Raw genomic sequence first — 26,781 nt, 5'->3', positions numbered from 1 at the left:
CTCAGCCGGTCCCGGCTGATTCCCGGGCATTAAGGCCGACGCCGTAATGATCACGGTGACAGCCCCGCTGTGGATCGGCGTGGTGTTCGGAATCCTGTTCGGCGGCGTCGGCGAGGTCTGGGGAATCGGTAATCCGGAGACCCTGATCCGGCTCGCCCGTTGGAAAGACCGGTTGTTGGTCGGCTGCCTGGCTATCGCTTGCGCAATCGGGGCTCTCGCCCTCTACGGCCTGTATGCTCTCGGAATTTCCATGCATTTTTCGCCGAAGCCGGTATACGTCGTCGGCGTGGCCATTGGTGGACTGCTGTTCGGCGCGGGCATGGCGGTATCTGGCTACGTCCCGGGTTCAGAATTGATGGCCCTCGGCGAGGGCCGCCGCGACGCGTTGTATGCGTTTCCGGGCGGTGTCCTGGGCGCCGCAGCCTGGACAATGCTGTATCAAACGGCGGCCGGCCGGTGGTTACTACACACCGCTGGCTACGGTGATGTCATCGCATCCGGTTCGGTCCACCACATTCGGCCGGTATTCACACTGCTGATCGCCGCCGTGTACGCGGTTGCACTGCTCGCCGGTACGGCATTTCTTCCTCGCTATTCAGGCGGCCGAAGTTGGGTGATGCAAGCCCGCACGGGACAGATCAGTCCGCGGGATCAGGAATCGATGCGCGACACGGCCGCATATTTGGCAGAAGGCGGGTTGCGGCAGAACTGCTCGAACGGGCTCCACAGCGTGGTGGCGGCCGACGTGCCCGACAGTAACTTCTACTCCCGAATCAAGTTGAGCACCAGTGTCTTTATCGGGTTGCTGGTGGTACTCGCCATTTTCCTGCACCAGATTTTCGGTGAATCCACGACATACTCGTGGTTGGCCGGTCGACTGTTCCTCCCGAGCTTCGATTACAGCAACGTGGCGATCCACAAAGTAGGATGGGAGCCGTTTTCCGACATCGGAACGTTCCTCGGCGCATTGCTTGCCGCGCTCTTCGTGAGCCGGCATTTTCAGGGCTTCCGGCCGGTTATTCCTCCATCCTGGCGCAACCGGTTCGGAAACGGTCCGGTCAAGCGGGCACTCGGCAGCTTCGGTGGCGCCTTCGTCATGATGTTCGGTGCGCGGATGACCGATGGATGTACCAGTGGGCACCTTCTCAGTGGTGGCGTGCAGATGGCCGCCAGCGCCTGGGTGTTCGCGATCGCGGTCTTCATCGGCATGACCGCGACGGCTCGTTTCGTGTACGGGAATGCGCGTGCAGAAAGATGAAACCGCATGAGAAATGGTTGCGCGTGATCGTTGTGTGCGGCACGGTAGCGACGTGTGCGGTCGCGGCGCTGGTGACCCACAATCGCGCGTCGACGCCGCTGACCCTGGCCCAGGTGAGCATCACGGCCATCATCCCGGTGGGGCTCCTCGCCTACGCCACCATCTCCCTGCAGCCGAAGCGGATATCAAAGCCCGACTCGGCTGACACAAATCAAACAAGCCGCCCGACAACCGATGCGGAGGGCAACAATGCACGACCAGCAACACCAGGTTGCGAAGAATCGCGGCGCGTTCGGGATGTTCACGCCACAGAGTCGGAGCATCGAGCGGATCGGCAATCTCATGGCCGACACCATGATGCTGACAACCCTGGCCCTGGGACGTGAGCGTTCGAGCCGCCGGCGGCCGCTCACCGGAATTTCCCGCGCCGATATGGTGCTCGACGCGATGGTGCGCGGACGCCCGGTACGTGTCGTACTTCATCGCTGGGGAATTGCTGCCCGGCTCTGATATCAGGGCCCCGGCCACGCAGGGTGCGCCACGGTGAACATCGTGCGCTTGGCGGCGCTGACCACCGGCGGCGTCGTCGCCGCGGGACCGTTGGGCTTTCTGATCGGACTCTCCCTTGGCGCGCTCGGCGGTGGTGGATCCATGTTGGCGGTGCCGGCCCTGGTCTACGGGGTGGGCCAGGGGGCCCACGCGGCGACGACGACCTCGCTGTTGGCGGTCGGCGCCACGGCGTTGGTCGGGACGGTTGGCCACTTACGCGCGGGCCGGGTGCGGATGGTCGCCGGGCTGGTTTTCGGATTGGTCGGCATCGGCGGCTCGGTTCTTGGTTCACTACTCAGCCGCGCAATCCCCAACAGCGTTCTGATGCTTGCGTTTTCCGCGCTGATATTGCTGGCTGCATGGCGCATGCGCGCCCGGCACACCGAGACTCCCTGCCACACCAAGCAATTGACCTCCGCCGCTGCCGACGGCCACCAGCCGACCACCGGCGCTCACCACGCCGGCTCGGATGCGAACGCCAGTGAAGGCGGCGGTCCGCAACGGACAAAGCCGGGAACCGCCTGGCGAGTGGTCGTCGCCGGCAGCGTCGTCGGATTCTTCACCGGATTCTTCGGGGTGGGCGGCGGCTTCGTGATCGTGCCGGCGCTGGTCCTGGCGCTGGGCTACGAGATGCCGCTCGCGGTCGGGACCTCCCTGCTGGTGATCGTCATCAGCTCCGCCGAAGGGCTGGTGGCCCGCCTCCCCGACGCACGGATCGACTGGCGAGTGGCGATCCCGTTCACCGTGGCCGGAATGGTCGGGGTACTGCTCGGCGATGTGATCGCCGGCCGGGTGCCGGCGGACCGATTGACCCGATGGTTCGTGTGGCTCCTCGTCGCTGTCGCCGGGTACACCGCGGTCCAGTCGCTGCTGACGATTTGAACCAATACCCCGACAACCAAGGGCAGGAGAACGCTAGGAGCCCAGCGCCGCGGCTTTCTCCAGCCCGGTCAGCGCCTCGTCGATGCCGTCGGCCATCTCGTCGATGTCGTTGGCCACCTCCGGGGTGGTCACGAAGCCGAAGTCGAGGTAGTCCGTGTAGGAGAAACAGGTGATGTTCAGGGCGACGTCCAGCACCGGCGGACCCAGCGGCACCAGCGAATCCAGCTTGGCGCCGGCCATGTACAGCGGCCACGGCGGCCCCGGCACGTTGGACACAACCAGGTTGATGGGGGCCAGGTTTCGCGACAGCCCGCTGGCGGTGTACGCCCGCGCGGCCAGCTGCAGCAGCCCGGGCGGGGTGGTCTCGGTCAGCCCCATGATCTGATGCGCCGACAGCGCCTTGGCCATCAGCTTGGCGCTCTGCGTGCTGTCGTGGATGGCGCGCAGCCGCTCGGCGGGGTGGTCGACGTCGGTGGCCAGCGACACGGTCATCGAGCTGATCTTGTTGCCGACGTCATCCCTGCTCGCGTCGGTGCGGGTCGACACCGGGATCTGGGCGATCAGCGGCTTGGACGGTAGCTCGCCGCGCTTTTGCAGGTAATCCCGGGCGGCGCCGGCCACCAGCGCCAGCACGACGTCGTTGAGCTTGACACCGAAGGCGTCCTTGACGGCCTTGGCCCGCGACAGCTCGATGCGGCACCCGGTGATCCGCCGGTGCGGCGACACGGGCGCGTTGAAACGCGTTTTCGGCGCCTCGAAGAAGCGCGGCGGCCGGCTACGGACACCGAGGCCGGCGACCTGCTGACGCAGCGTCTGCTCCACCAGCCGGGCGATGCGGAACGGCGTCAGGACGGCGACGTTGATCAGGGCGCCCACTGCGCGCCGCTCGATGCCCGGAAGCTGGGCTCCCACCAGCGATCCGAGGGTCTGCTGCTGCGGCGGCCGCGGTTCGGGCGTCACGTCCAACAGGATTTCGCCGAGCCCGGCACCCGAGACGCCGTCGACGATGGCGTGGTGCATCTTGGTCAGCGACGCGATCCGGCCGCCCTCGACGCCCTCGATCACCCACAGCTCCCACAGCGGCCGGGAGCGGTCCAGCTTGTAGGACATCAGCCGGCCCACCAGCTCTTCGACTTCGCGGCGGCCGCCCGGCGCGGGGACCCCGATGCGGCGGACGTGGAAGTCGATGTCGAGGTCCTCGTCCTCGACGAACCACGGCCGGTCCAGGCCCAACGGCGCGCCGGTGACGCGCCAGCGCAACTGTGGCAGCTCGGGCAGACGCTCGATGATCAGCTGACGCAGCCGCGCAAAGCTGTACTCGGGCGCGTCGCCGGGGTCGCAGATCGCCAGCGCACCGACGTGCATGTGCCAGCCCGCGGTCTCGGCAGACCAGAAAGCCGCGTCCACACTCGAAAGCCGTTCCATGCTCCGACCGTAGCCCTCGGCGTCGAAGACTCAACAGCTATTTTCGGCAATTCGTGCGGGTCCGGGCGTCGCCCATCAGGCGTCTTCCAACAGGTCCGGCGTCACCGCCGACTCCGTGTCGGGGATGCCGTCGACCTTCGCCTTGCGGTCGGCCATCGACAGCAGGCGCCGAATGCGGCCCGCCACAGCGTCTTTGGTCATCGGAGGGTCGGCCAGCCGACCGAGCTCCTCCAGCGAGGCCTGCCGGTGCTCCACCCGCAGCTTGCCGGCCGAGGCCAGATGGTCGGGCACGGTGGCGCCGAGTATCTCCAGCGCGCGCTCCACCCGCGCGGCCGCCGCGACCGCGGCCCGGGCCGAGCGGCGCAGGTTGGCGTCGTCGAAGTTGGCGAGCCGGTTGGCGGTCGCGCGGACCTCGCGCCGCATCCGGCGCTCCTCCCAGACCAGCCGGGTGTCCTGGGCGCCCATCCGGGTCAGCAGCGCGCCGATCGCCTCGCCGTCGCGCACCACCACGCGGTCGGCGCCGCGCACCTCGCGCGCCTTGGCGCTGACCCCGAGCCGGCGTGCCGCACCCACCAGCGCCAGCGCGGCCTCCGGGCCGGGGCAGCTGACCTCCAGGGCCGACGAGCGTCCCGGTTCGGTCAGCGAACCGTGCGCCAGGAACGCCCCGCGCCACGCCGCTTCGGCGTCGGCGACGCTGCCCCCGACCACCTGGGCGGGCAGGCCCCGCACCGGACGCCCCCGGTTGTCGAGCAGGCCGGTCTGGCGGGCCAGCGCCTCGCCGTCGTTGGCCACCCGCAGCACGTAGCGGGTGGTCCTGCGAATCCCCGTGGCCGACAACACATGCACGAGCGCGTTGTAGCCGTACAGGTCGAAGATGTCCTTGCGTAGGCGCCGCGCGATGTTGCCCAGGTCCACCTCGGCCTCGACGATCACCCGGCCACCCACGATGTGCAGCCCACCGGCAAACCTCAGCAGGGACGTGACCTCGGCGCGGCGGGCGCTGACCGACTGCACGACCAGGCGGCTCAACTCGTCCTTGACTTCGGTCGTCATCGCCACGCGTCGTCACCCCTCGGTCCGTTGCCAGCCGGTCCATCCGCCCCGGTCTGCGGGCGTTCACCGTCGATCCGAATCTCTTCGGTGGCTGTCGCGCTGTGCGCCGACGAGTCCTTGTTGCCCACTCGCACGCCGTCCAGGACAGCCGCGAGCTTGCCCGGGTCATGTAAAGGTGTACCAGGTCTGGACACGTCAGCGAAGTGCACCTCGGCTTGCAGCACTGTCGCCGTCCGGCGCAGCTGGTCGCGTTCCCGGTCACTGGGGACCCGATCGGCGTCGATGATGACGTCGTGCACGGCGAAATCCGGCGCGTGCTGGGCCAGCACGTGCAGGTGGCGCTCCACCGAGAAACCGGCCGTCTCCCCCGGCTCGGCCACCAGGTTGAGCACCAGCGCGCGGCGGGCGGTGGTCGCCCGCAGCGCCGCGGCCAGTTCCGGCACCAGCACATGCGGGATCACGCTGGTGAACCACGACCCGGGGCCGAGCACCACCAGGTCGGCGGCCATGATCGCGTCGACCGCCTGCCGGGTCGCCGGCGGGTTGCCGGGCAGCAGCCGGACCCGCCGCACCTTGCCCGGGGTGGTCGCGATCGCCACCTGGCCGCGGATCAGCCGGAACATCCGCGGGTCGGCCTCCAGGCCGGAGACGTCGGCCTCGATCTGCAGCGCGATCGGGCACATCGGCAGCACCCGGCCCTTGACGCCGAGGATGCGCCCGAGCTCGTCGAGGGCCGCGACCGGGTCGCCGAGCACCTCGGACAGGCCCGCGAGCATCAGGTTGCCGATGGGATGCCCGGCCAGCGCGCCGCTGCCACCGAAGCGGTGCTGCAGGATGGTCGCCCACAGCCGACCGTGCGGGCTGTCAGATGCCAGCGCCGCCAACGCCATTCGCAGGTCGCCCGGGGGGACGATGTCCAGTTCGCTGCGCAGCCGGCCCGACGAGCCGCCGTCGTCGGCGACGGTGACCACCGCGGTGACGTGCGGGCTCAGCCGGCGGGCCGCGGACAGCGTCGCATACAGGCCGTGCCCACCGCCCAGCGCGACGATGTTTCGACTGGCCGGGGGGGTGGCTGGCGGGCTCATTCGCGGCCCAGGTCCCGGTGCAGCACCCGCACCGACAGTTGGGCTCCGGTGTTGGGGCCCCGCAGCAGCTGCATCAGCGCCTCGGCGATCGCGACGCTGCGATGCTTGCCGCCGGTGCAGCCGATCGCGACCGTCATGTAGCGCTTGCCCTCCCGGCGGTAGCCGTCGACGACCAGGTTCAGCAGCTGATGGTAGGCGTCGAGGAACTCGGCCGCGCCGGGCTGGGCCAACACGTAGTCGCGCACCGCCGGGTGTTGGCCGGTATGGGGACGCAGCTCGTCGACCCAGTGCGGGTTGGGCAGGAACCGCACGTCCATCACCATGTCGGCGTCCATGGGCAGCCCGTATTTGAACCCGAACGACTCGACGGTGACGCTGATGGACGCGGCGGCGACGCCACCGAAGGCCCGCTCGATGCTTTCCCGCAGGGCCCGCACCGACAGCGTCGACGTGTCGATGATCAGGTCGGCGCCGGCGCGCACCGGGGCCAGCATCCTGCGTTCGGCGGCGATGCCCTCGGCCAGGGTCTGATCACCCTGCAGCGGGTGGCTGCGGCGGTTCTGCTCGTAGCGGCGCACCAGCGTGTCGTCGGACGCCTCCAGAAAGACCACCCGCGGGGCGATGTTGCGGGTGGCCAGCTCGGTGCGCACCGAGTCCAGGTCACCGGTGAATCCGCGTGAGCGGACGTCCATCACGACCGCCAGCTGGGTGATCCTCGACCCGGCGGCCAGCCCGAGATCCACCATCCGGGTGATCAGCTGCGGCGGCAGGTTGTCGGCCACGTACCAGCCGAGGTCCTCGAGCACCTTGGCCGCCGTGCCCCGGCCGGCCCCGGACAACCCGGTCACCAGGACGACGTCGATGCCGGCCGCGGATCCCTCGTCGTGGGGCCCGGGGGGGCTCTGGGCCAGCTCACCCTGACCCGTCATCCCGAGTCCTCCGGTTGCGCCGGCCGCAGCGCCTCGAGCACGGCGGTGGCGGTGGCCACGCCGATACCCGGGACGGCGGTGATCTGGTCGACGGTGGCCTCCTTGAGGCGGGCTATGGATCCGAAATGCGTTACCAGCGCCTTGCGGCGGTGCTCCCCCAATCCTGGCACCGAATCCAGCACGGATGCGGTCATTCGTTTGGATCGCTTGCTGCGATGGTAGGCGATGGCGAACCGGTGCGCCTCGTCGCGGACCCGCTGCAGCAGGTAGAGGCCCTCGCTGTTGCGCGGCAGGATGATCGGGTCCGGCTCCGAGGGCACCCACACCTCCTCGAGCCGCTTGGCCAGGCCGATCACCGCCACGTCGGTGACACCCAGTTCGTCGAGCACGGCGCTGGCCGCATTGACCTGCGGCGCGCCGCCGTCGACGACGTACAGGTTGGGCGGATAGGCGAATCGGCGCGATTTGCCTTCCGGGGACAGCATATTCGGGTCCTGCTGGTCATTCAGGTGGCGCAGGAACCGGCGGCGGGTCACCTCGGCGATGGAGGCGACGTCGTCGGAACGTCCCCGCCCGGCCGCTTCCCGGACCGCGAAGTGGCGGTAGTCCGACTTGCGCGGCAAACCGTCCTCGAACACCACCAACGAGGCCACCACGTCGGTGCCCTGCACATGGCTGACGTCGACGCATTCGATGCGCAGCGGCGCGTCCGCCAGACCCAGGGCATCCTGGATGTTCTGCAGCGCCGCCGATCTGGCGTTGAAGTCGCCCGCCCTTTTCAGTTTGTGTTGCTGCAGCGCTTCTTTGGCGTTGCGCTGCACGGTTTCGGCCAGCGCCTTTTTGTCGCCGCGGCGCGGCACCCGCAGGCTGACCCGGGAGCCGCGCAACCCGGAAAGCCAGCTCGACAGCTCGTCGGCATTGGACGGCAGGCACGGCACCAGCACCTCACGGGGAACCGGGTTGACCGCTTCGTCGGCGGCGCCACCCAGCTCGGCCTGCTCGCCGTAGAACTGCGTCAGGAACTGCTCCACCAACTGCTCCTCGCCGGAATCGCCCGGGTCGCCGGACTTTTCGACGATCCAGCCGCGCTGGCCACGCACCCGCCCGCCGCGGACGTGGAACACCTGCACGGCGGCTTCCAGTTCGTCGTCGGCGAACGCGATGACGTCGGCGTCGGTACCGTCGCCGAAGACCACCGCCTGCTTCTCCATGGCCCGCTTCAGCGCGGACAGGTCGTCCCGCAGCCGGGCGGCCCGCTCGAAGTCGAGCCGCTCGGCCGCGGCGTTCATCTGCTGCTCCAGCTCGCGGGCGAACCGGTCGGTCTTGCCGGACAGGAAGTCGCAGAAATCGTCCACGATGCGGCGATGCTGCTCGGCGCTGACCCTGCCGATACACGGCGCCGAGCACTTGTCGATGTAGCCGAGCAGGCACGGCCGGTCAATCTGCTTGTGCCGCTTGAACACCCCACCCGAGCAGGTGCGTGCCGGGAAGACCCGGGTGAGCAGGTCCAGCGTCTCCCGGATGGCCCAGGCATGCGAGTACGGCCCGAAGTAGCGCACCCCTTTGCGGCGCGGGCCGCGATACACCATCAGGCGGGGAAACTCCTCGCCCAGGGTGACCGCAAGCACCGGGTAGGACTTGTCGTCCCGGTAGCGCACGTTGAAGCGCGGATCGAACTCCTTGATCCAGTTGTATTCGAGCTGCAGCGCCTCGACCTCGGTGGTGACCACCGTCCACTCGACCTTGGCCGCGGTGGTCACCATCTGCCGGGTGCGCGGGTGCAGGCCGGCGACGTCGGCGAAGTACGACGTCAGCCGGCTCCGCAGGCTCTTGGCCTTGCCGACGTAGATGACTCGCCCGTGCGGGTCCCGGAACCGGTAGACACCCGGCTCGACCGGGATGGACCCCGGTGCGGGGCGATACGTGGCGGGATCGGGCACGTGTCCAGGCTAGTAGCCGTCGGGACGGCTTCCGGCACGGCAGGGCCCCGGCGGCATCAGGGGCGGGCGTCGGCAACCGTCAATCGAGTGCGGTCGGCGGGCCACTCGGATCGACGAACCGGACGTCTCGACCGACCCTCACTCAGCCACCTGGTCGTAGGCATCAACGCGCCACGTTCCGTCAACCAAGCTGAGTTGATTCCAACAAGCGGTCCGCTGGCGAACTCGAACAAGGGAGGGATCCAGCTGTTCGAGCAAGGCCTGATTGAACGCGTCGTGGGAAACCAGGACGATCGGGCCGGGGGCAAGTTCGTCGACAAGTTCGAAGAACGCCTTCTTGGCGCGCTCGGCCACCGCCGCACGCGGCTCGACTCCCGGTGCCGCATCGACGCTGCCGTATTGCTTTTCGACTTCGGCGCGAGGGTGCCCGGTCATGGGTCCGTAGTCGCGGTCGTTCAGTCGCAGGTCGACGCTGGCCGGGACACCTGCGGCCGCAGCGATCGCCTCAGCCGTCGACACCGCTCGCTGCAGCGGGCTGCACACGACCGCCGTGGGACCTTTGGCGGCCAGCACCTGCGCCAGCCGCGCCACCTCGGCAAGGCCGACCTCGTCCAGCGGCGGATCGCTCAGCCCACGCAGTCGCCCCTCGGCGTTGAAAGCAGTGCGGCCGTGGCGAGCCAGGTAAACGCGCGTCATCTTTGCTCCGGTCATATCTCCTCCGTCAAGAGATGTTGGTAGTGGCGGCATCGTGAAGCCGCCGGGCCCTTGGCCTGGATTAGCCAAAATTCGTGGAGTAGCTCACTTATGGGCGCTGCCGACCTCCAGCCACCGGGCGCATTCGTCGCCGAGTTTGTCGAGGGCTTTGCGGTCGAAGCGCTCGATCTGCTCGTCGCTCAACTCGGTGCGGAAGTCGCGCTTGGGCCCCTTGTCGAAGAAGGCCTTGGCGCTGGACATGTGCTCCCCACCGAAGGGCGCCATCTTCTCGGCCCGCCCGCTCATGTACTCAAACGAGCAGTGCTCGAGGATGGCGTCCATGCGCAGCGACGCGGGGTCGACGGACAAGAACTCCGCGATCCGCGAAACGTGGCCCCGCAAATCGTTTTTGAGATCGTTGTAGTGCACCAGCAGGACGTTCGGTTCGTCCTTGAGCCGCCACCACGACGCCATGACGTCGAACAGGTCACAGCACTGGTACCCGTCGGTGTCCAGCCACACATCGAAGAACTCCCGCATGTCCGGCGGGATCACCAGCGGAGTCGGGTCACCGGACCACTCGGCGTGAATGCGGTTGATCTGCTCCATGGTCGCCGGGGAGAAGTTGTGCAGATAGTTGTGGAAACTGATCCCCAGGTCTTTCCCGTTGCGCCCGACGAACACGTAGTGGGCTTCCGGCGCGATCGGCAGGGCATCGGCGGGTACATGCGACTTCATGACCCGGCGCGTGCCGGCCTCCCGCTGCTCCTTGAGCGTCTTGAGCATTCCGGCGTGATCGCCCCAGCTGGAGTCCAGCCACGGGGAGGTGTCCGAGAGCCCGGCGTCGTGCTCCTCACCGTTGCTCAAAATCTGCTGCAGGATCCGCTGGGTCCAGGTGGTGCCGGCCTTGAACGGGTCGGCAACCACAATGTCCCGGTCGACAAAGCCCCCCTGAGCCAAAAAGTCTTGCCACACCGTCGAATTGGACAGATAGTCGCGCAGCACCCTGGTCGGTGCGAGCAATTCGTTTGTCACGGAAGTCCGCCTTTCTTGTCGTCATCGCCTGCGGGGCCTCTGCCGAGACACGCCTGGCTTTCCATTACAGCCCTCACCCCGACCACTTCACGTCATGCCTGTGCCGGTATGACGCCCACCTTTTCGAGATATGCGACCACTTCCTCGGCCAGCGCATCGGCACTCTTGGCGGCGCCGTCGAGCCTCAGTTCGGGCTTGAGTGGGGCCTCGTAGGGGTCGTCGATCCCGGTGAAGCCTTTGATCTGGCCGGCCCGAACCTTCTTGTACAACCCTTTCGGATCGCGCTGCTCGCAGATCTCGATCGGGGTGTCGACGAAAATCTCGATGAAGTCGTTTCCGTCGAGAGTCGCGCGGACGCGGTCGCGATCACGCCGATACGGGCTGATGAACGCGGTCAAGGTGATGATTCCGGCTTCGCAGAACAGTTTCGCAACGGCGCCGATCCTGCGAATATTCTCCTCGCGGTCGTCGGCCGAGAAGCCCAGGCCGAAGCGCGCGGAAAATTCTTTGCCGTGCATTTTCTCGAGGATATCCGGACCGGCGTTGAGTCCGTAGCGCACATTATCTCCGTCGAGCATGTAGCTTCGTGCAGCGCGTTCGTACAACTTGCGGTCCACCAGATTTGCGATTGTGCTCTTGCCGCTGGCACTAAATCCGGTGAGCCAGATCACACAACCCCGGTGACCATTCAGTTTTTCCCGTTCACCCCGACTCACACTGTGCTCGTGCCAGGTGATGTCATTGCCCATTGAAGCGAATCCTTTCTCGGCACAGCCAAGCCGACCAGCGGGCTGATGCGGCGTTCATTTGAAGCCGATGACGAAGGTCTCGTTTTTCAACGAAGGCTTGTTGTAGGTGAACGACGTGCTGCGCTGGCCAAGGCGAGCCGAGTTGCGATAAATGCAGTCACCGGCCGCCACATCCCACTCCATTGTCGGGCCCATGCGCGGGTAGATGTCAGCGGCCCCCTCGGCCACCAGGCAGAACTTGAGCGAGCTTCCTGCATAAATCCGCTCCTTGACGGGGAGGTCTTTCAGGTAGTTTTCCAGTTCGGCGGACGGGTGCGAAGCACTCTCGACGACAACCAGGCCCTTGGCGAGATCCGGGACCTCTGAATAAATCCGCACCGGAGCGTGTTCGCCGTCCCGTTTCCAGCTCCCGTGTCCTTTTTCTGCGTAGTACAGCAAGTCTTTGGCCGGCGTGTATATCACACCCAGCAGGGGCTCCAGTTCGTCCACGAGCGCGATATTAACGGTAAACTCATCGCTGCCTTTGATGAATTCTTTGGTGCCATCCAGAGGGTCTACCACCCAGAAACGCCGCCAATGTTTCCTCGTCTCATAATCGACGGACCGGATTTCCTCGGAAATGATCGGAATATTCGGATTCAGCTTCTTCAGATGTTCGGTGATGTGCCGATTGGCCGCCAAATCTGCATCTGTGACCGGCGAGGTGTCGTCGCCGTGGTCGCCTTTTTCTCTCGCGTGCGGGTGCTGGCGGTGCTTGAGGATGACTTTCCCGGCCTCAACCGCGATGGCGATCACCTCGTCGAGGGACGGCATCGCGGAGTCGGCGGCTTCTCGTTGACTCATTGGATTGACGATCCTTTCTTTTCGTTGCTACCAGCCGCGGGGCATCTCGGGAATGCCCCTGTCAGCTGTCCTGGCCGGCCGGCGCGACGACGCCTTGCTCCGCGTCCGCCGCGGCGGTACCCAGCAGCCCCAGGCGTGGACGCACGTAGCGCGCCCACGCCAAGAACGCCGCGACGACATAACTCAGGGTGAAGATCCACAGGGCCGGGGTGGCGGTGCCGGCCAGCTCATAGGATTGCCGTAGCACCACGTTGATCCCCATCCCGCCGAGCGCACCGAATGCGCCCGCAAACCCGATCAGCGCCGATGACCGGACCCGGGCCCAATCTCGGCGATCGCTCTCCGGGAGGCCCAACCCGCGACTACGCGCCTCGAAGACCAGGGGAATGAGCTGGTAAATAGGCCCTTTGCCGGCACCACAGAAGATGAACAGCACAATGAAAAAAATGATGTAACCGACCATCGTCAGCCCGGTCGCGGGCGCACCGGAACCGTGCGCGAGGTCGTCGTGCGTGCTGATGACAGCCAGGCAACCGCCGGCCACGATAGCGCCGATGAAGACGGTCAGTGCGACGCGGCCGCCACCGAAGCGGTCACTGAGCTTGCCGCCGGCGATGCGCGCCAAGGACCCCAACAAAGGCCCGATGAACGCGACCTCGGCAGCATGCAGCGATGCCTGCCCCGGACTCTCCCCAGCCGCGATGAAATCGCGGTTCAGCAGTTGGCCGAAGGCGAACGCGAAGCCCAGAAATGAGCCGGACGCGCACAAGTAGAGGAAACACAGGATCCAGGTGTCGGACACCGGAAGAATCGCGCGCAAGTTGTTCAACGACAGTCCGGCGCGGTGCGCGACGAAGTTGTCCATGAAGAGTGCCGCACCGGCACCGCCGACGGCCAGCAGGCAGAGATAGATCGCGCACACCCAGTAGGGCGCCATATGGCCTGCCACGGCCAGGACCACCAGCCCCACCGCTTGGATGGCCGCCGACCCCAGATTGGCCATGCCGCCGGTCAGGCCGAGCACCGCACCCTTGAGCCGTTGGGGATACAGACCGTCGACCTTGGCCAGCGACGCCGAGTAGTTGCCGCCGCCCAACCCGGTCAAGGCCGCGCACACGAGGTACGGCCACAGCGGCAGGCCCGGGTGCGCCAGCAACCAGATAGTTCCGGCGGTGGGGATCACGAGCACAAACGACGAAAGCGTCGTCCAGGTGCGCCCCCCGAACCAATTGGCCGCCATGGAATAAGGGATACGCACCACGGCGCCGACCAACGAGGCGGCCGCGGCTATGAGGAGCTTGTCTCCGGTCGAGAACCCGTAGACGGACACCGGCATAAACAGCACCATCACCGACCACAGGTACCAGACCGAAAATGTGACGTGCACGTTGACGACGAGCCAGACCAGATTTCGCCGAGCGATGGCATGGTTGCCGGCATCCCAGGCCGCTTCGTCCTGGGGGTTCCATTCGGAGATGCGCGAACGCACCATCGCCATTACACCTTTCTTGAGAACTACCTGAGGGGCGAACAGCTCATCGCGCTGCGCCGACAGACACCTGTGCCGGCCGCGCCGGACCTCTGGCTCACTTGTCGCACGCATACCCGGGAACGCCGCAGCCAAATCGGGCAATAGCCAACTACGCTTGCCCGCAAGCGGTTAGCGCCGCCCGCGCCGAGGAGCTAGCCCGGCTTCAGCACCCGCCCCGAGGACGCGCTGAGCGGCTCAGCGCCCTTGCTGCCGGGCGCCGCTCTGCCCCGTGGGCTGACGTGCAGCGCCGGCAGCACGACACCCGGACAACGCCCTCCTCCGTACCACGGGCGCGCGTCGGCGCGGCTCTTCCTCGAACTTCGCAACAGCGCGAGGCCATGCCGGTGCCGAAACACGCTGCGGGCGAGAAGATGTCGAAAGGCCATGTAGTCTCCTCTGCGTCGTCCTCGGCTCCGGTTACGGCTGCCGAGCACAATCTGTTTCGCAGGAACCATTGGCCGTCGCGATAAGACGTGCAGTTAAGGCGGGTCCCACCGCCCGTGAGCTTCGACGCCAAGCGTGCGCGCCCACTTAAAATCACTCTGAACCTATTACTTGACCGTAGCATCTCCACGCCGGTACTCCGAGAGATTCTCGGCGATATACAGGGGATGTCCAGCCTGCCCTGTCGGGATGCTCACCGACGCGGCCGACGCGGCACCGCTATTTATTGTGCGGGGGTTGCACGAACGGGTCGGACACGGCCACAAGAATCTTGACCCGCATCCTCTCCGGGGGAGCGTGTTGCGGCCGGTCGGCGTGCGCGGTCCGTTGTCCCGCGAGGTCGTCGCCTCACGGCGCAGTTGCGCCCGTGCCCGTGCCCGTGCCCGTGCCCGGCGCATCCGATGGCGCAGAATCTCCGGTTGCCAGGCCGGCTCGCGGGCCGGCCGGGCGATCACCCGCCCCGCGCCGACCCCGGGCACAAGCCGCACGCCGCGGACACGCATTTGCGGCGCAGGCTTCCTCGGTTGCGAACCGTATCTGGCTGGTTCGGAGCAGGTTTCGGTCCATGCGGATAGATCACGTCGCCGCCGTCATCCGCGCAACGGGGGCACCGCTGCGCCGCGGAACGTCCCGTCGCAGGTCCGCTTTCGCCGACCGGGCGCACCCCTGCGCCCGGGGACCGTAACCTGGCAACTCGCTGTAAGTCGTTAGCGTTGGGCTTGTCAAACAGCGCTCTTGAGCCCTAATGTCGTTTCGTAGAATAGTGGAACTAGTAAGGGCGTGTTCACCGAATCTTAACTCGCCCTGGCGGTGGGGCTCGCCACGTCCGTCCATCACGTGAGTGATGACCAACGGTCCCTGCGTTAATCAGACAGAATCTTTGTCGGACGAGTGTCCGGCAAAGGCTGACGCGGAGGAACGCACGTGGCTCTTCACTTTGCATCGATGTTTGTCCTGGAGCCTTTTGCCCGGGTAATTCGCGCCCAGGGCGATCCCTGCCTCCCGGGTTTGCCTGCACACGACGTCGTGCGCGACAAGCACGCCCGCGTATCACCGTGCGGACCGACTTCGCAGACCCAGCACCTCGCCGCGTCCTCGGCAGCGGTCCGCGCCGTGTGCTGGTGGAGCCGCCGCCCGCCAATGCGGAGCGCCACACCCGGGTCATCGCAATATCGCCGGATGGCACGAGGGCCCCTGCGCCGCAGCTCATCCCCAGAAATCGGGCAATACGCCCGCGCATCGCGGGAAGGTATGTGACCCATGCCAAGGACCCGCATCGCTGATTGGAACCCGGACGACGCTGTCGCGTGGGCGGCGGGAAACAACGCGATAGCACGCCGCAATCTGTTCTGGCTGACAGTGAACGTGCATGTCGCGTTCTCAGTCTGGTACCTCTGGTCGGTGATGGTGCTGTTGATGCCGCAGTCTGTCTACGGGTTCTCGACCGCCGACAAGCTGACGATCGACGCCGTCGCATCACTGGTCGGGGCGCTGGCGCGCATCCCGTATTCGATGGCTGCCAATTGGTTTGGCGGGCGCACCTGGACGACGTTCTCCTCACTGATACTGCTGGTTCCCACCGGCGGGGCCGTCGTGCTGTTGGCCCATCCCGGTCTGCCGTTGTGGCCATATCTTGTATGCGCCGCGTTCACCGGCTTGGGCGGCGGTAACTACTCGGCGTCGCTGGCGAAAGCCGACGGCTTATATCCGCAGCGGCTCAAAGGTTTTGCGCTGGGGTTGGCCGGCGGGATGGCCAACCTCGGGTCGGCAACCATCCAGATGTTGGGGTTGATCGCGCTGGCGGTCGCCGGCCACCGCGCGCCGTACTGGATCTGCGCGATATACCTGGTGTTGCTGGCCATCGCCGGCGTCGGTGCGGCCATCTTCATGGATGATGTTGTCGCACATCGCGCCGGCATATCCCCGGCGAACTTGCGCGCAATTCTGCCGGTCCCCGACACGTGGTTACTCTCATTTCTCTACCTCTGCGCTTCGGGCTCGTTTCTGGGCTTCGCATTCGCGTTCGGCCAGGTGCTGGAGCACAACTTTGTCGCGGGCGGCCAAAGTCACGCGCAGGCGTCGTTGCATGCCGCCCAGATCGCTTTCATCGGTCCGTTGTTGGGTTCGGTCGCGCGCATCGCCGGGGGGCGGCTGAGCGACCGTTATGGTGGCGGCCGCGTTGCGTTCAGCGTATTTGTCGGCGCGATCGGCGCTGGCGGCGCTTTGGTGGCAATCAGCACCCACGCCGATCTCACCGGTGGGCGCAGTGCCGCGACCGGGCCGACGATGATCGGCTATGCCGTCAGCTTTATCGCGCTGTTCATCTTCTGCGGTGCGGGCAAAGGGCCGGTCTACCAGCTCATCCCGGCGGTGTTCGAGGCGCGGAGCCGAAAACTGGGCCTCGACGAGGAGGACCGGCACAACTGGGCGCGGGTGAGGTCGTCATCGTTGATCGGGTTCGCCGGTGCCTTCGGCGCACTCGGCGGCATGGGAATCAACGTGACCCTGAGGCAATCGTATGCGAGCACCGGCACGGCAACACCCGCGTTGTGGTTCTTCGTGCTCTGCTACGTCATCGCCGCCGCCGTGGCGTGGGTGCGGTATGTGCGACCGCAGAATCCACGCGTACCGCAAGCCCATGTCGGCAAGGCGTCGCGCGCCGGCGGCATTGAGCAGGGCTGCACCGGCGTTCGACGAGGCGGCGCAACATTGACTTACGGCTGACTTACGCCCTACCAATTGTCATCGACAACCATAATTCGACCCCGTAAGCACACGTAGCCATCACCAGATTCGCCATGAGAAGGGAGCCCACGAACACACACTTAAAATCGTCATGAGCGAAACAATCGGCCGGCGTGAAAGACACATATCGGAGCAATCGGCGCGATACCAGAAATGACGAGGATCCAGGAGCGTCAACCATCAAACCTTTTCGAGCTGATTGTGCGGGAGGTTTTCTGCGATCTTGCACGTGGTTGTCGATAATTTCGAGCCCGCAGCGTTACGAAACCAAAGCGGAGCAACGATGATGCCGGATCTTGTTGCTCCCACTAAAATTGTGCGAGATTACCTCAATTATTCGCCGGTCTGGAACGATTTCCTCGGCCAGGGCGGTTTTGTTGAAGGCGACATCGTGGTCGCCGGCCCATTCAAGGCGGGTTCCATGTGGATCCAACGGATCGTGCAGCAGATACTCAGCGACGCACGGAAAAAAGATGACAGGCTCTTCGAAACGACGCCGTGGCTCGACTCAAGCTGGGGCAACCACGCGCGGATGCTCAGTGTTCTTCGACAGCGCCGCACCGCGGGTTACCAACGCATCATCAAATCGCACCTGCCCGCCGACGCGCTTCCGATCGCAGCCGAAACCCGCTACATCTTCGTGGGCCGTAACGGCAAAGACGTGGGAGTCAGTTTTCATGACTACCTCTCCAAATTTTCCGCATCGACAATCGAAGACATCAATAGGATCTATGCCACCTGGTCCGCCCACCCCACCCCCTTGGTTATTCCTCACTATGCACAGCAGTTCTTCGGCCTATGGCTGGACACCAACGGGTACGGGTGCTGCGACATTTTCGACATCATGTCCTCATGGTGGAAGCTGAAGGACACGCCCAGTAACTATTCAGGTCGGAGCGGGTTGTGGTGGCTGCCAGGGATTTCCGTTGATCGCGTCGCGTAATGCGGTGAGGACATCGTCACCGTGTTTTCGGACGGTGGAGATGTATCCGCGGATGCGCAGCCACGCGGTGGCGCCGGTGGTGGCGCGGTGACAGCCCGAGATCTTCAACTGGGTTTTGACTGGCCGCAGGTCGCGTTCGCTGCCGTTGTTGGTGAACGGCACCGCCAGATCGGTGGCAAAGCGCAGGATTTCAGGTTCGCGGTCGCGCAGGCGTTGCAGCAGGTTGCGGGCCTTGGACTGCTTGCGACCGGGCGCGCGCGGGTGCTCGGCCAGCCCGACGCGTACCGCGTCGCGCAACAGCTGCAACGGTTCGGCGGCCGCGCTGGGTGGAATCCGGTGAAGTCCGCGATCTTTGGCCTGGTCAGCGAGTGCGGCCAGGCCAGCCAGCGCGCTACGCGCTTGGACGGGCCATTCGGCGTCGGGGTGGGCTTCGGCGACGGCGGTCAACTCGCGGATGAGGTGGGCGCCGCACAGCGCATGAGTGGCCGGGTAGGCATCGTAGACCGCCAGCGCGTCATGCACCACGGTGCCGGGATAGGTGGGCAGTACGCCGAATTCGTCGACGGCCACCCTGCCCCGGCTGGGGTGCAGGTGATACGCGGTGAGCAGATCGGTGCGGGCCACGTGCAGCCACTGCTTGTCGCCGCTGACATTGACCGTGGTTTCGTCGACACCGATCACCGCGGCCAGAGTGATCAAAGTCGTGATCAGCTTCTCGACGTCGACCAGCGCCTCGGCGGTGCGGGCGACCTGGGCCGACACCCAGCCGGTGGACACCTCCGCACCGCACAGATCGGCGATCAACAGGGCGGCCCGTTGGACCGGAACGTGCTGAAACACCACCAGATACACCGTTGCGCGCAGGTTGGGCCCATAACAGGCCGGGCCGTCTACTCCGGCGGGCGCGTCGGCTGTGGTCAGCGTCCCGCACCGGCAGGCCCGCTTGTGCAGACGGTGCTCGACGACCCGCACCGCCGGCAACACAACATCGTGCACCTGGCGGGCGATCACCCCGGCCGGCGCCGCGCCGACCAGACCGGCCCCGCACCCGCCGCAGGTGGCGGGCACATGGTCGATCACCTCGTCGGGGTCGCCCACCAACTCCAGAGTCGTCCCCAGCGTGCCCGGCTGCTTACCCGGCTTGCGCCCGGAACGCGTGCGCCGCTGCGGCTTCGGGGCGGTGAACCGGTCCGACGACGGCGGCAGCGACGAATTACGCGAGTTCTGCCCCAGCCGCCGCTCCAGCTCAGCGACCCGCTCGCTCAGCTCTTCAATACGCGCGGTCTGCTGTTCGATCAGCTCGGCCTGCGCCACCACCACAGCCAGCAGCTCCCGGCGAGACAGCTGCTCAACATCAACCACACCAGCATCATCAGCCCCACACGACCACGATCAAGCCGCCACGCCGCCAAACATCACACCAGTATCACAGGCAACAGGCTGAATGGTTACCACGCCCAACGTACTCCTGATCCACTACCAGAACCTCACGGAAGATTTGCCCGGACAAATCAAGCGCGTGGCGGATTTTCTTTCTGTCGACCTCGAGTCGACACGGATGAACACCATTGTTCAAAATTGCTCGTTCGGACGCGTGAGTGGCCGCGTCGAGAAGACGGCCGTGGTCGGTGCCGAACGCATATCCAGCACTAACCGTATTCCTGGCGACCACGCCAGGCGGCCCTTTGGCGCCGAATTGCCCCCGCCACTCATCGAACGTTTCGATCGCATTGCGGTGCAGAAGCTGGGCAGCGAGTGTGCGCAGTGGTTGGAAGCAGGCCGAAATGGTTGAACTCAAAAGCGCTACCGAGGTTAGGAGTGCAGATGTCACAAACGCCACAAACCGGAACGCCGGGGGCTGCGCCGGGTGACCCGGCGAACATCACCTCGACCGACTGCACCCAGGAAGCCGGCGAGAAGTCCCCACCCATCCAGCAATCCCCGACCGCAGACCAGGTGTTGTCGCGCTTGGCCGCAATACAATTGGACACCTACGCGCAGACCGTCCGGGCGCTTCACGCTCCGAAAGTCGTGACACCGCCAGCCGGAGACCACGTATCGGCACTGACCGCAGCACGGTTCGGCGCCCACGCACAGATGCTGGAGGCGATCAGCACCCGGTTCGCCGAAGCGCACGAAGCCTTGCTCAAAAGCCTTGCAGAAATTGCCAATTCTGGCACTGCCGATGGTCCCGGCGACACCGGCCCGACGACTTAGGGAACCTTAGGGAACAAGGCCGTGTATTTCCGATCCTTACTTTCGGCGTTCAGCGCCACCCGGATGCATCCCAGGCCAGAAACGTCTCAACGAGCAGGCGATTTTGCGGGGTGAACGCATCCAGTGCTGCACACCTCACCCTCGCCGGGCCCGCGCGGGCTGAGCCGGCAGTGCCGCAAACCCGCTCGGACAGCCTCAGCCGCCTCAGCGCCACCGACACCCGACGAAACCTCGATGCCCATGGTCGACGGCGCGACCGGGGCTGTCCACAACCGGACGGTGTGAACATCGCCCGGTCGGTCGCCTCGACGAGGCGCCGGCAAATCGACATCCCGGGAAAGTGCCCCTCAACGCGCCCCGGCCGGACGGTGGCGGCCGCGCGAGCGATCTGTACCGCCACCGTCGATGGCGGGCCCGGCGGCCGCGATCATGGGCCTGGTCCTGCGGTTGTCCGCCACGGGTTCGAGAGCCGGCACGGCCGTAGGGCCTTGGGGCTGCTGCCTCAATTCATCTCGGGGCCAATTGCTTTAACACCATGGAAGGCTGCAGCACGTTGCACTCAGGTCGGTCCGGCCGGTGGAGTGCGGCGGGCAGACACCTACGATCGGGTACCGAAGGCATCTCTGGCCGCATTGGCCGAGCAAGCGATCAGGAATATTTTCACCGAAAAGGAGTCGATCAATGAACCAAGCCCGCCCAGCCATCGTGGTTGGCGTCGACGGATCACCGGGCAGCGAGGGCGCGCTGCGATGGGCGGCCAAACAGGCCCAACTCACTGGCGCCGAACTGCACGCCATCACAAGTTGGCAAACGCCATCCGCGTACGGCTATTACGTCGACTATTCCGACGCCGACGCGGCCGCCGAGGCGCAAAAGACACTCGAACAGGTGATCAGCAAGTCGCTCGGCACTCCTCCTTCGGTACCTGTCGTTACCAGCGTGGTGAAGGGGCAGCCTGCCGAGGTACTCGTCGAGGCCTCTCGATCAGCCGAGTTGCTTGTCGTGGGCAGTCGCGGGCGCGGCACGTTCACCGCAATGCTGTTGGGGTCCGTCAGCCAACACTGTGTCCAACACGCGGCCTGCACCGTCGTCGTGGTCCGACCCCCCCAGAAGACGGACACGCGGCAGGGCACTGAGTAACAACGCGTCACGTGCGCGCGCCTGCCGCCGCGCTCCCCTTTCCCGGGTCGCTTGCCTTCACGCCGGAGGCGCGATGACAGTGCAGGCCGGACCCATATTGACCGTGTGCTCCGGCGCGGCCAAGGCTACTTTCGCCCCCGGTCACGATGTCGTCGTCGGGCGGGATCTTCGGGCGGATATGCGCCTAACGGACCCGCTGATATGAGGGTGGAGGCGGGCTCTGAATCCGCCGGTTTCCAATAACGACCCGGCTAACGACCCGGCGCGGTAGTTGGTGGGGTTGCGAAATCCGAGGGCCGATCAGGGGGTCGATCGAAGTAGGTCGGAGACGTCGGCGGGTGCGTTTCACGAGTGTCCGTCCGCGGGTGATCAGTTCCTGCAGGGGCCTGGGAACTCCTGCGCTCAGCGTGGTGACGGGTACACCGGCACTCATCAAGGGCGTTGCCGGCCGGCTTGACCACGTGGACGGGATCCATCCATCGCCGTTGCCGCCTCGGGCACGTCTTCGGCAGCGGCACTTTTGCAGCCCGAAACGCCTGCCATGGCACGACTTCAGGTCGACACCGATACGCGTACACCGTCGAACCGAGGCTGGATCAGCGACGCGAATCCGCTGGTCTCCGGCGAGCACAGTCAGCACCTCGTTGTTGTGGCGGGAACTGGATGCCCTTGTCTGCCAACACGTAGCGCTAGCCTGATTGCTCCCCCGCTGCCGGTGTCCTCGACGACACCTGGGGAGCGGAAGCCACGCGCTGCCAGGTCGAGCGCGACTTCCCGCGGGAACCTGGAAACTTCCTGTGCATAGACGAAATGCCTTGCCTCGAGCCGCAGCTGATCGGTATTGTCAAGGTATTCGTTCAGCGAAATTTTAACCTGGACGAGACTGTGACGATGTGTCGGCCGATATCGGTCACACGTCTTGGCGGTGGGGCTCGCCACAATCGCTCGTCGTTCATCGGCGGCCAACGGTCCCTTCGTAGGAGTTCAGTGCTTGGCTGGGCGATCGCCCGGCCGAAGACGACACGAAGGGATTCTGAACAGGCCGTGGACATTCTTCACTAAACGAGTGCGTGCACCGTCCGGCAGTCGATCGCCGGGACGGACTTCACGACATCGACCGACATTCAAAAGCGTACTCCGACGGTGCCCACTTCGGTTGGTAGCCAGTGGTTTTGCCGTCCCGCGACCCAGTGTCGCGACCAGCGGCCCAATGACGAACGGCCGTGCCTGCCCCGTTGTCGTCAGGTTATTGACGACCGACCGCCCGTCCAACATCGACTACGAAAGATGCCTACCGCATGGCGCGTTCGCGCATATCGGAGTGGAATCCAGAAGACACCACCACGTGGGCACGTGGTAACAACGCGATCACGCGTCGCAACCTCTTCTCTCCGGTCGTGAATGTGCATGGCGCGTCTTCGGTTTGGCCTTTGTGGTCGGTGATGGTGCTGTTCATGCCGTATGCCGTTTGTTTTGGCCGTCTACTGGTTTGGTGGTTTGGCCGCCGGACATGGATGACGATCTCGTCTTCGGTACTGCCGATGCCGACCACGGATGCCATCGTCGTGTTGGCGCATCCCGGTTTACCGCTGTGGCCGCTTGTGTTGTGCGCGGCGACGGGCCGGGGGGGCCGGCAACCACTCGTCAGCGTTGACGAAGGCCGACGGTTTGTATCCGCAGCGGCGCAGGGGTTTTGCTCTGGGGTTCACCGGCGGGATGGCCAACCTCGGATCGGCGACGATCCACCTGGTCGGCCTTCTCGTGCTGGTGACCGTCGAGCACGAGGCGCCCTATTGGGTGAAGGCCCGACGGCCAGGGTATGCCGTATGACGGACAGAAAGGAAATTTGACGTGGGCACGAACATCACTTGGCACGACCAGAGCGTTTCTCGAAGTGAGCGCGAGAAACTCAATGGCCACAAGGGCTGTGTGATCTGGTTCACCGGATTGAGCGCCAGCGGCAAAAGCACGGTGGCCAATACGGTGGATCGCAAACTGTACCAGCGCCGCATGAGCAGCTACTTGCTCGACGGCGACAACGTCCGTTACGGACTGAATGCCGGCCCGGACATATTGAAGAAGCTGCACGGCGACCATTTTTCCGAACGTTTCGGGCTGGGGTTCTCCGCGGAGGACCGCGAAGAGAATATCCGGCGCATCGGGGCGGTCGCGAACTTGTTCTGCGACGCGGGCATCATCACGTTGACCGCATTCATCAGCCCCTACCGGCGCGATCGCGACCGGGTACGGGCCACCCTCAATGAGGGCGATTTCATCGAAATATTCGTCGACACGCCGCTAGAGATCTGCGAACAGCGCGACCCGAAGGGACTCTACAAAAAGGTCCGGGCGGGAGAGATCAAGGGATTCACGGGCATCGACGATCCCTACGAGGCCCCCGCGAATCCCGAACTCCGCCTCGACGGCGGCGCCAAGTCAGCCGACACGTTGGCCGATGAGGTCATCGCTCACCTCGAAAAGGTCGGTGTCATTCCGGTGCTGACGCGAAGTGGAAGCCACTAGGAAGGGGGTGCCGCAATGAGCAAAGCATCCCGGATTTCACTCCTCGAGGTCCAACAGAAAGGCGGATTATCGTGAGCAAGCAGCTGATCGCGCCCACCCGGGTGCTGAGGGACTACCTGTCGGATTCCCGGGTGTGGCAGGACTTTCTTGACCAGGGGGGCTTTGTCGACCGGGACATTGTGGTTGCCGACCCGTTCAAGGCCGGCACCACGTGGACCCAGCGGATTCTGCAGCAGATTTTGAGCAACGGTGAGGAGCACGACGCCGGGCTCTCGGACACCTCCCCGTGGCTGGACTCCAGCTGGGGCGATCACGCCGGAATGCTCAAGACGCTCAAGGAGCAGCGGGAGGCCGGCACGCGCCGGGTCATGAAGTCGCATGTACCCGCCGATGCCCTGCCGATCGCGCCGGAAGCCCACTACGTGTTCGTCGGGCGCAACGGCAAGGACCTGGGCGTCAGTTTCCACAACTATCTGCACAACTTCTCCCCGGCGACCATGGAGCAGATCAACCGCATTCACGCCGAGTGGTCCGGTGATTCGACTCCGCTGGTGATCCCGCCGGACATGCGGGAGTTCTTCGATGTGTGGCTGGACACCGACGGGTACCAGTGCTGTGACCTGCTCGATGTCATGGCGTCGTGGTGGCGGCTCAAGGATGAGCCGAACATCGTGTTGGTGCATTACCGGAACCTCAAGCACGATCTGGCGGGTGAGGTTGCGCGGATCGCGGAGTTCTTGTCCATCGATCCCGGGTCGTTGCGTATGGACGCCATCGTCGAGCACTGCTCGTTTGAGTACATGAGCGGGCGGGCGGAGAAGATGGCGCCCTTTGGTGGGGAGCACATGTCCAGTGCCAAGGCCTTCTTCGACAAGGGGCCCAAGCGCGACTTCCGCACCGAGTTGAGCGACGAGCAGATCGAGCGCTTCGACCGCAAAGCCCTCGACAAACTCGGCGACGAATGCGCCCGGTGGCTGGAAAACGGCGCGGGAGGCCAATAAGTGCGCACCCTCAACGCAATCACGCTCGGTCACGCGGGCATGCTCGACGCGGGCGAAGCCGAGCGGAGTCATACCCGAAGCAAGGTGTCCGCATTTGCAGCAACATCAACTCGTGCTCGAACGGGGAACGCGCGTGTCGTCGCAGCCTGATGCCGGAAAATCCGCCGCCGGCGCGAACACGTCGGGGCCGGATGCGCCCGAAAGCCCGCCAAACCCCGGCCATGGCGGCCAAGGGACGGAGCGCTCCCTGGATGATCTCATGGCTACGCTGACTGCTCTGCAGCTGGAAAACTATGGGCAGGCACTTGGTGCCGTGGCCGCTCCGACACGAGTCGATCCCGCTGCCGGAGACGTGATCTCAATCCAGACCGCGGCTCGTTTCGGTACACACGCCGAGATGCTCGAAGCCGTGAGCAAACAATTCGCGGCGCAGCAACAGGCCTTACTACAACGCTTTGCCAATCTCGGAAATCCGGGGGAGGAAGCCGATTCGGGCGGGGAGCGCACCAATGCATAAGCATCGTGTGCATAAGCATCGTGTGCATAAGCATCGTGTGCATAAGCATCGTGCCACGCTCCTGCGGCAGTTGTCCGAGCAGGCCGGCGGGCTCGTCGGATCAACGCACGACGCACAGCTATGTCAGTACGGTTGTCTCAGTAGGTTATCGAGAAAAGGTGATTTTTGATGGATTTTGTTGGCCACAACGGCAAACCGATCGTTGATCGCGTATCAACAGCGGACGCGGCTGCCCGGATCAGGGGGCTGCGGCGCGTTCCGATCCCGAAAGCGCTTGCTCACGAGGTGATAAGCCTGTCGTACGGATTCTTCACCCCGCTGACCGGTTTCATGCGTCGCAGCGAGGTGGACGGCACTTTGAACGACATGGCGCTGCCCGATGGCACGTTGTGGAGCATTCCGATCGTGTTCGACATCTCCAGCGAGGACATCGACAGATTCGACATCAGCGAGGGCATCGCCGTGGTCCTGGAATATATGGACGCGCCGATGGCTATCCTCGAGGTCGCCGAGATCTATGAGTATGACCGCGAGGAGATGGCCCAAAAGACATACGGTACTACCGATTCGCGGCATCCTGGTGTCAAAAAGATGTTGGCATATCAGGACAGGTTCCTCGGCGGTGACATCACACTGATCAACGAGCCGGTGTTCAACGAGCCGTTCAAGCTTTTCTGGTTGACTCCCAAGGGCCACCGTCAGGCCGCGCAGCGAAACGGATGGCAGCACATGGTGGCGCACCAGACCCGCAATGTGCCCCATACCGGCCACGAAGCGCTGATGAAACAGGCGTGGTTCGCCGCCAATGAGGACCTCCCCGTCGACACGTTGAAGACCGGCGTTCTGGTCAACGCGATCATGGGGCAAAAGCGGGTCGGGGACTATGTCGACGAGGCGATCCTGCTGGCGCAGAATGCGCTGCGCACGAGCGGATATTTCCGCGAGGACGTGCACATGGTGTCCTTCACGCTGTGGGACATGCGGTACGCCGGCCCGCGCGAAGCGATTTTTCACGCCATCCTGAGAACGAATCTGGGATGTTCCCACCACATGTTCGGCCGCGATCACGCGGGCGTCGGCGATTTCTACGGTCCCTATGACGCGCAGAACCTCCTGACGAAGTACCGGGACAAACTCTCGCTGAAGCCGGTCTTCCTGCGCGAGAACTGGTACAGCCCCGAGTGCGGAGACATCCAAAGTTCGGCTCTATTGCCATGAATGTGGATGACCTCATGTGTGGTATGGGAGCTCGAGGGTGACCGGCCCGCAGACGAGCATG

Annotated in this window: 24 protein-coding genes and 2 pseudogenes; 14 read left to right on the top strand and 12 right to left on the bottom strand. The window is 65.1% G+C overall.

The annotated features are described in order from the left end of the window. Positions 1-46 precede the first annotated feature (46 nt). The 3 genes from FPZ47_RS06965 (at position 47) to FPZ47_RS06955 (ending at position 2,689) form a co-directional block, all read left to right on the top strand. Positions 47-1,258, top strand: coding sequence for a YeeE/YedE thiosulfate transporter family protein (locus FPZ47_RS06965; protein WP_144950081.1), 1,212 nt, complete (start codon positions 47-49; stop codon positions 1,256-1,258). Between the two features lie 249 nt (positions 1,259-1,507). Then, positions 1,508-1,768: a DUF2892 domain-containing protein gene (locus FPZ47_RS06960; RefSeq protein WP_144950083.1), complete on the top strand. Its 261-nt coding sequence runs from the start codon at positions 1,508-1,510 to the stop codon at positions 1,766-1,768. A gap of 33 nt (positions 1,769-1,801) precedes the next feature. Continuing rightward, positions 1,802-2,689, top strand: a complete 888-nt coding sequence (locus FPZ47_RS06955) for a sulfite exporter TauE/SafE family protein (RefSeq protein WP_210419851.1) — start codon at positions 1,802-1,804, stop codon at positions 2,687-2,689. Between the two features lie 33 nt (positions 2,690-2,722). Here the strand turns inward: FPZ47_RS06955 and FPZ47_RS06950 are convergent, their stop codons facing one another. The 10 genes from FPZ47_RS06950 to FPZ47_RS06905 all read right to left on the bottom strand — a co-directional run bounded on the left by FPZ47_RS06950 (position 2,723) and on the right by FPZ47_RS06905 (position 13,933). After that, positions 2,723-4,114, bottom strand: a complete 1,392-nt coding sequence (locus FPZ47_RS06950) for a WS/DGAT/MGAT family O-acyltransferase (protein WP_144950085.1) — start codon at positions 4,112-4,114, stop codon at positions 2,723-2,725. A 75-nt stretch (positions 4,115-4,189) separates the two neighbouring features. Beyond that, entirely contained in the window at positions 4,190-5,167 is a 978-nt protein-coding gene (gene whiA / locus FPZ47_RS06945; RefSeq protein WP_144950087.1) for a DNA-binding protein WhiA, read from the bottom strand. After that, positions 5,164-6,252 (bottom strand): uridine diphosphate-N-acetylglucosamine-binding protein YvcK, encoded by a 1,089-nt coding sequence (gene yvcK / locus FPZ47_RS06940; RefSeq protein ID WP_144950089.1) that lies wholly within the window; start codon positions 6,250-6,252, stop codon positions 5,164-5,166. The genes whiA and yvcK overlap by 4 nt, the downstream gene beginning before the upstream one ends. Next, complete coding sequence (rapZ, locus tag FPZ47_RS06935) at positions 6,249-7,181, bottom strand: RNase adapter RapZ (protein WP_246133325.1); 933 nt, start codon at positions 7,179-7,181, stop codon at positions 6,249-6,251. The genes yvcK and rapZ overlap by 4 nt, the downstream gene beginning before the upstream one ends. Further along, positions 7,178-9,121: an excinuclease ABC subunit UvrC gene (gene uvrC, locus FPZ47_RS06930; RefSeq protein WP_144950091.1), complete on the bottom strand. Its 1,944-nt coding sequence runs from the start codon at positions 9,119-9,121 to the stop codon at positions 7,178-7,180. The genes rapZ and uvrC overlap by 4 nt, the downstream gene beginning before the upstream one ends. A gap of 138 nt (positions 9,122-9,259) precedes the next feature. Further along, positions 9,260-9,817, bottom strand: coding sequence for a histidine phosphatase family protein (locus tag FPZ47_RS06925; protein WP_144950093.1), 558 nt, complete (start codon positions 9,815-9,817; stop codon positions 9,260-9,262). 102 nt (positions 9,818-9,919) lie between these two features. Beyond that, on the bottom strand, positions 9,920-10,849 hold the full coding sequence (locus tag FPZ47_RS06920; protein ID WP_144950095.1) for a sulfotransferase domain-containing protein: 930 nt from the start codon (positions 10,847-10,849) through the stop codon (positions 9,920-9,922). Between the two features lie 92 nt (positions 10,850-10,941). Then, complete coding sequence (gene cysC, locus FPZ47_RS06915) at positions 10,942-11,598, bottom strand: adenylyl-sulfate kinase (RefSeq protein ID WP_144950097.1); 657 nt, start codon at positions 11,596-11,598, stop codon at positions 10,942-10,944. Positions 11,599-11,652: 54 nt separating this feature from the next. Next, a complete protein-coding gene (cysQ, locus tag FPZ47_RS06910) occupies positions 11,653-12,441 on the bottom strand; it encodes a 3'(2'),5'-bisphosphate nucleotidase CysQ (protein WP_144950099.1) in 789 nt (262 codons plus the stop codon). A gap of 61 nt (positions 12,442-12,502) precedes the next feature. Next, positions 12,503-13,933 carry an MFS transporter gene (locus tag FPZ47_RS06905; protein ID WP_144950101.1) on the bottom strand — a complete coding sequence of 477 codons (1,431 nt, stop codon included), beginning with the start codon at positions 13,931-13,933 and terminating at the stop codon, positions 12,503-12,505. 1,743 nt (positions 13,934-15,676) lie between these two features. Between FPZ47_RS06905 and FPZ47_RS06900 the strand changes: the two genes are divergently transcribed. Both FPZ47_RS06900 and FPZ47_RS06895 read left to right on the top strand, forming a co-directional pair. Next, positions 15,677-17,140, top strand: a complete 1,464-nt coding sequence (locus tag FPZ47_RS06900; protein ID WP_144950103.1) for an MFS transporter — start codon at positions 15,677-15,679, stop codon at positions 17,138-17,140. A 250-nt stretch (positions 17,141-17,390) separates the two neighbouring features. After that, positions 17,391-18,104, top strand: coding sequence for a sulfotransferase domain-containing protein (locus FPZ47_RS06895; protein WP_246133326.1), 714 nt, complete (start codon positions 17,391-17,393; stop codon positions 18,102-18,104). Here the strand turns inward: FPZ47_RS06895 and tnpC are convergent. Further along, on the bottom strand, positions 18,048-19,466 hold the full coding sequence (tnpC, locus tag FPZ47_RS06890) for an IS66 family transposase (protein WP_144950105.1): 1,419 nt from the start codon (positions 19,464-19,466) through the stop codon (positions 18,048-18,050). The genes FPZ47_RS06895 and tnpC overlap by 57 nt on opposite strands. An 82-nt stretch (positions 19,467-19,548) precedes the next feature. Here tnpC and FPZ47_RS06885 point away from each other — a divergent pair, with 82 nt between their 5' ends. From FPZ47_RS06885 to FPZ47_RS30590, 4 genes and pseudogenes are all read left to right on the top strand, one after another. Then, on the top strand, positions 19,549-19,896 hold the full coding sequence (locus tag FPZ47_RS06885) for a sulfotransferase domain-containing protein (RefSeq protein WP_144950107.1): 348 nt from the start codon (positions 19,549-19,551) through the stop codon (positions 19,894-19,896). Between the two features lie 32 nt (positions 19,897-19,928). Next, positions 19,929-20,321: a PE family protein gene (locus FPZ47_RS06880; RefSeq protein WP_144950109.1), complete on the top strand. Its 393-nt coding sequence runs from the start codon at positions 19,929-19,931 to the stop codon at positions 20,319-20,321. A gap of 681 nt (positions 20,322-21,002) precedes the next feature. After that, positions 21,003-21,461, top strand: coding sequence for a universal stress protein (locus FPZ47_RS06875; RefSeq protein ID WP_210419850.1), 459 nt, complete (start codon positions 21,003-21,005; stop codon positions 21,459-21,461). 73 nt (positions 21,462-21,534) lie between these two features. Continuing rightward, positions 21,535-21,663, top strand: a pseudogene (locus FPZ47_RS30590) (FHA domain-containing protein); the annotation flags it as partial. A gap of 1,089 nt (positions 21,664-22,752) precedes the next feature. On the opposite strand, the gene FPZ47_RS06870 reads toward FPZ47_RS30590, so the two are convergent. Then, complete coding sequence (locus tag FPZ47_RS06870) at positions 22,753-23,013, bottom strand: hypothetical protein (protein ID WP_144950112.1); 261 nt, start codon at positions 23,011-23,013, stop codon at positions 22,753-22,755. Between the two features lie 98 nt (positions 23,014-23,111). Between FPZ47_RS06870 and FPZ47_RS06865 the strand changes: the two genes are divergently transcribed. The 5 genes and pseudogenes from FPZ47_RS06865 to sat all read left to right on the top strand — a co-directional run. Next, positions 23,112-23,291: a hypothetical protein gene (locus tag FPZ47_RS06865; protein ID WP_144950114.1), complete on the top strand. Its 180-nt coding sequence runs from the start codon at positions 23,112-23,114 to the stop codon at positions 23,289-23,291. Positions 23,292-23,312: 21 nt separating this feature from the next. Beyond that, positions 23,313-23,984: an adenylyl-sulfate kinase gene (cysC, locus tag FPZ47_RS06860; RefSeq protein ID WP_144950116.1), complete on the top strand. Its 672-nt coding sequence runs from the start codon at positions 23,313-23,315 to the stop codon at positions 23,982-23,984. 71 nt (positions 23,985-24,055) lie between these two features. Next, positions 24,056-24,985, top strand: coding sequence for a sulfotransferase domain-containing protein (locus tag FPZ47_RS06855; protein WP_144950118.1), 930 nt, complete (start codon positions 24,056-24,058; stop codon positions 24,983-24,985). A 94-nt stretch (positions 24,986-25,079) separates the two neighbouring features. After that, entirely contained in the window at positions 25,080-25,502 is a 423-nt protein-coding gene (locus FPZ47_RS06850; protein WP_144950120.1) for a PE family protein, read from the top strand. A gap of 168 nt (positions 25,503-25,670) precedes the next feature. Next, positions 25,671-26,711, top strand: a pseudogene (gene sat / locus FPZ47_RS06845) (sulfate adenylyltransferase); the annotation flags it as partial. Between the last annotated feature and the right edge of the window lie 70 nt (positions 26,712-26,781).

Origin of the sequence: Mycobacterium helveticum (genome assembly GCF_007714205.1) — a bacterium.
Classification (GTDB): Bacteria; Actinomycetota; Actinomycetes; order Mycobacteriales; family Mycobacteriaceae; genus Mycobacterium; species Mycobacterium helveticum.
Note: the sequence above shows the minus strand (reverse complement) of the source record. Positions and strands in the feature narration are given on the sequence as shown.

Coding starts and splice junctions, on each gene's coding strand:
- FPZ47_RS06900 (WP_144950103.1), top strand. CDS start 15,677: ATGCCAAGGACCCGCATCGCTGATTGGAACCCGGACGACGCTGTCGCG.
- FPZ47_RS06905 (WP_144950101.1), bottom strand. CDS start 13,933: ATGGTGCGTTCGCGCATCTCCGAATGGAACCCCCAGGACGAAGCGGCC.
- FPZ47_RS06960 (WP_144950083.1), top strand. CDS start 1,508: ATGCACGACCAGCAACACCAGGTTGCGAAGAATCGCGGCGCGTTCGGG.
- FPZ47_RS06875 (WP_210419850.1), top strand. CDS start 21,003: ATGAACCAAGCCCGCCCAGCCATCGTGGTTGGCGTCGACGGATCACCG.
- FPZ47_RS06950 (WP_144950085.1), bottom strand. CDS start 4,114: ATGGAACGGCTTTCGAGTGTGGACGCGGCTTTCTGGTCTGCCGAGACC.
- FPZ47_RS06885 (WP_144950107.1), top strand. CDS start 19,549: ATGGTTACCACGCCCAACGTACTCCTGATCCACTACCAGAACCTCACG.
- yvcK (WP_144950089.1), bottom strand. CDS start 6,252: ATGAGCCCGCCAGCCACCCCCCCGGCCAGTCGAAACATCGTCGCGCTG.
- FPZ47_RS06925 (WP_144950093.1), bottom strand. CDS start 9,817: ATGACGCGCGTTTACCTGGCTCGCCACGGCCGCACTGCTTTCAACGCC.
- cysC (WP_144950097.1), bottom strand. CDS start 11,598: ATGGGCAATGACATCACCTGGCACGAGCACAGTGTGAGTCGGGGTGAA.
- cysQ (WP_144950099.1), bottom strand. CDS start 12,441: ATGAGTCAACGAGAAGCCGCCGACTCCGCGATGCCGTCCCTCGACGAG.
- FPZ47_RS06880 (WP_144950109.1), top strand. CDS start 19,929: ATGTCACAAACGCCACAAACCGGAACGCCGGGGGCTGCGCCGGGTGAC.
- whiA (WP_144950087.1), bottom strand. CDS start 5,167: ATGACGACCGAAGTCAAGGACGAGTTGAGCCGCCTGGTCGTGCAGTCG.
- FPZ47_RS06965 (WP_144950081.1), top strand. CDS start 47: ATGATCACGGTGACAGCCCCGCTGTGGATCGGCGTGGTGTTCGGAATC.
- rapZ (WP_246133325.1), bottom strand. CDS start 7,181: ATGACGGGTCAGGGTGAGCTGGCCCAGAGCCCCCCCGGGCCCCACGAC.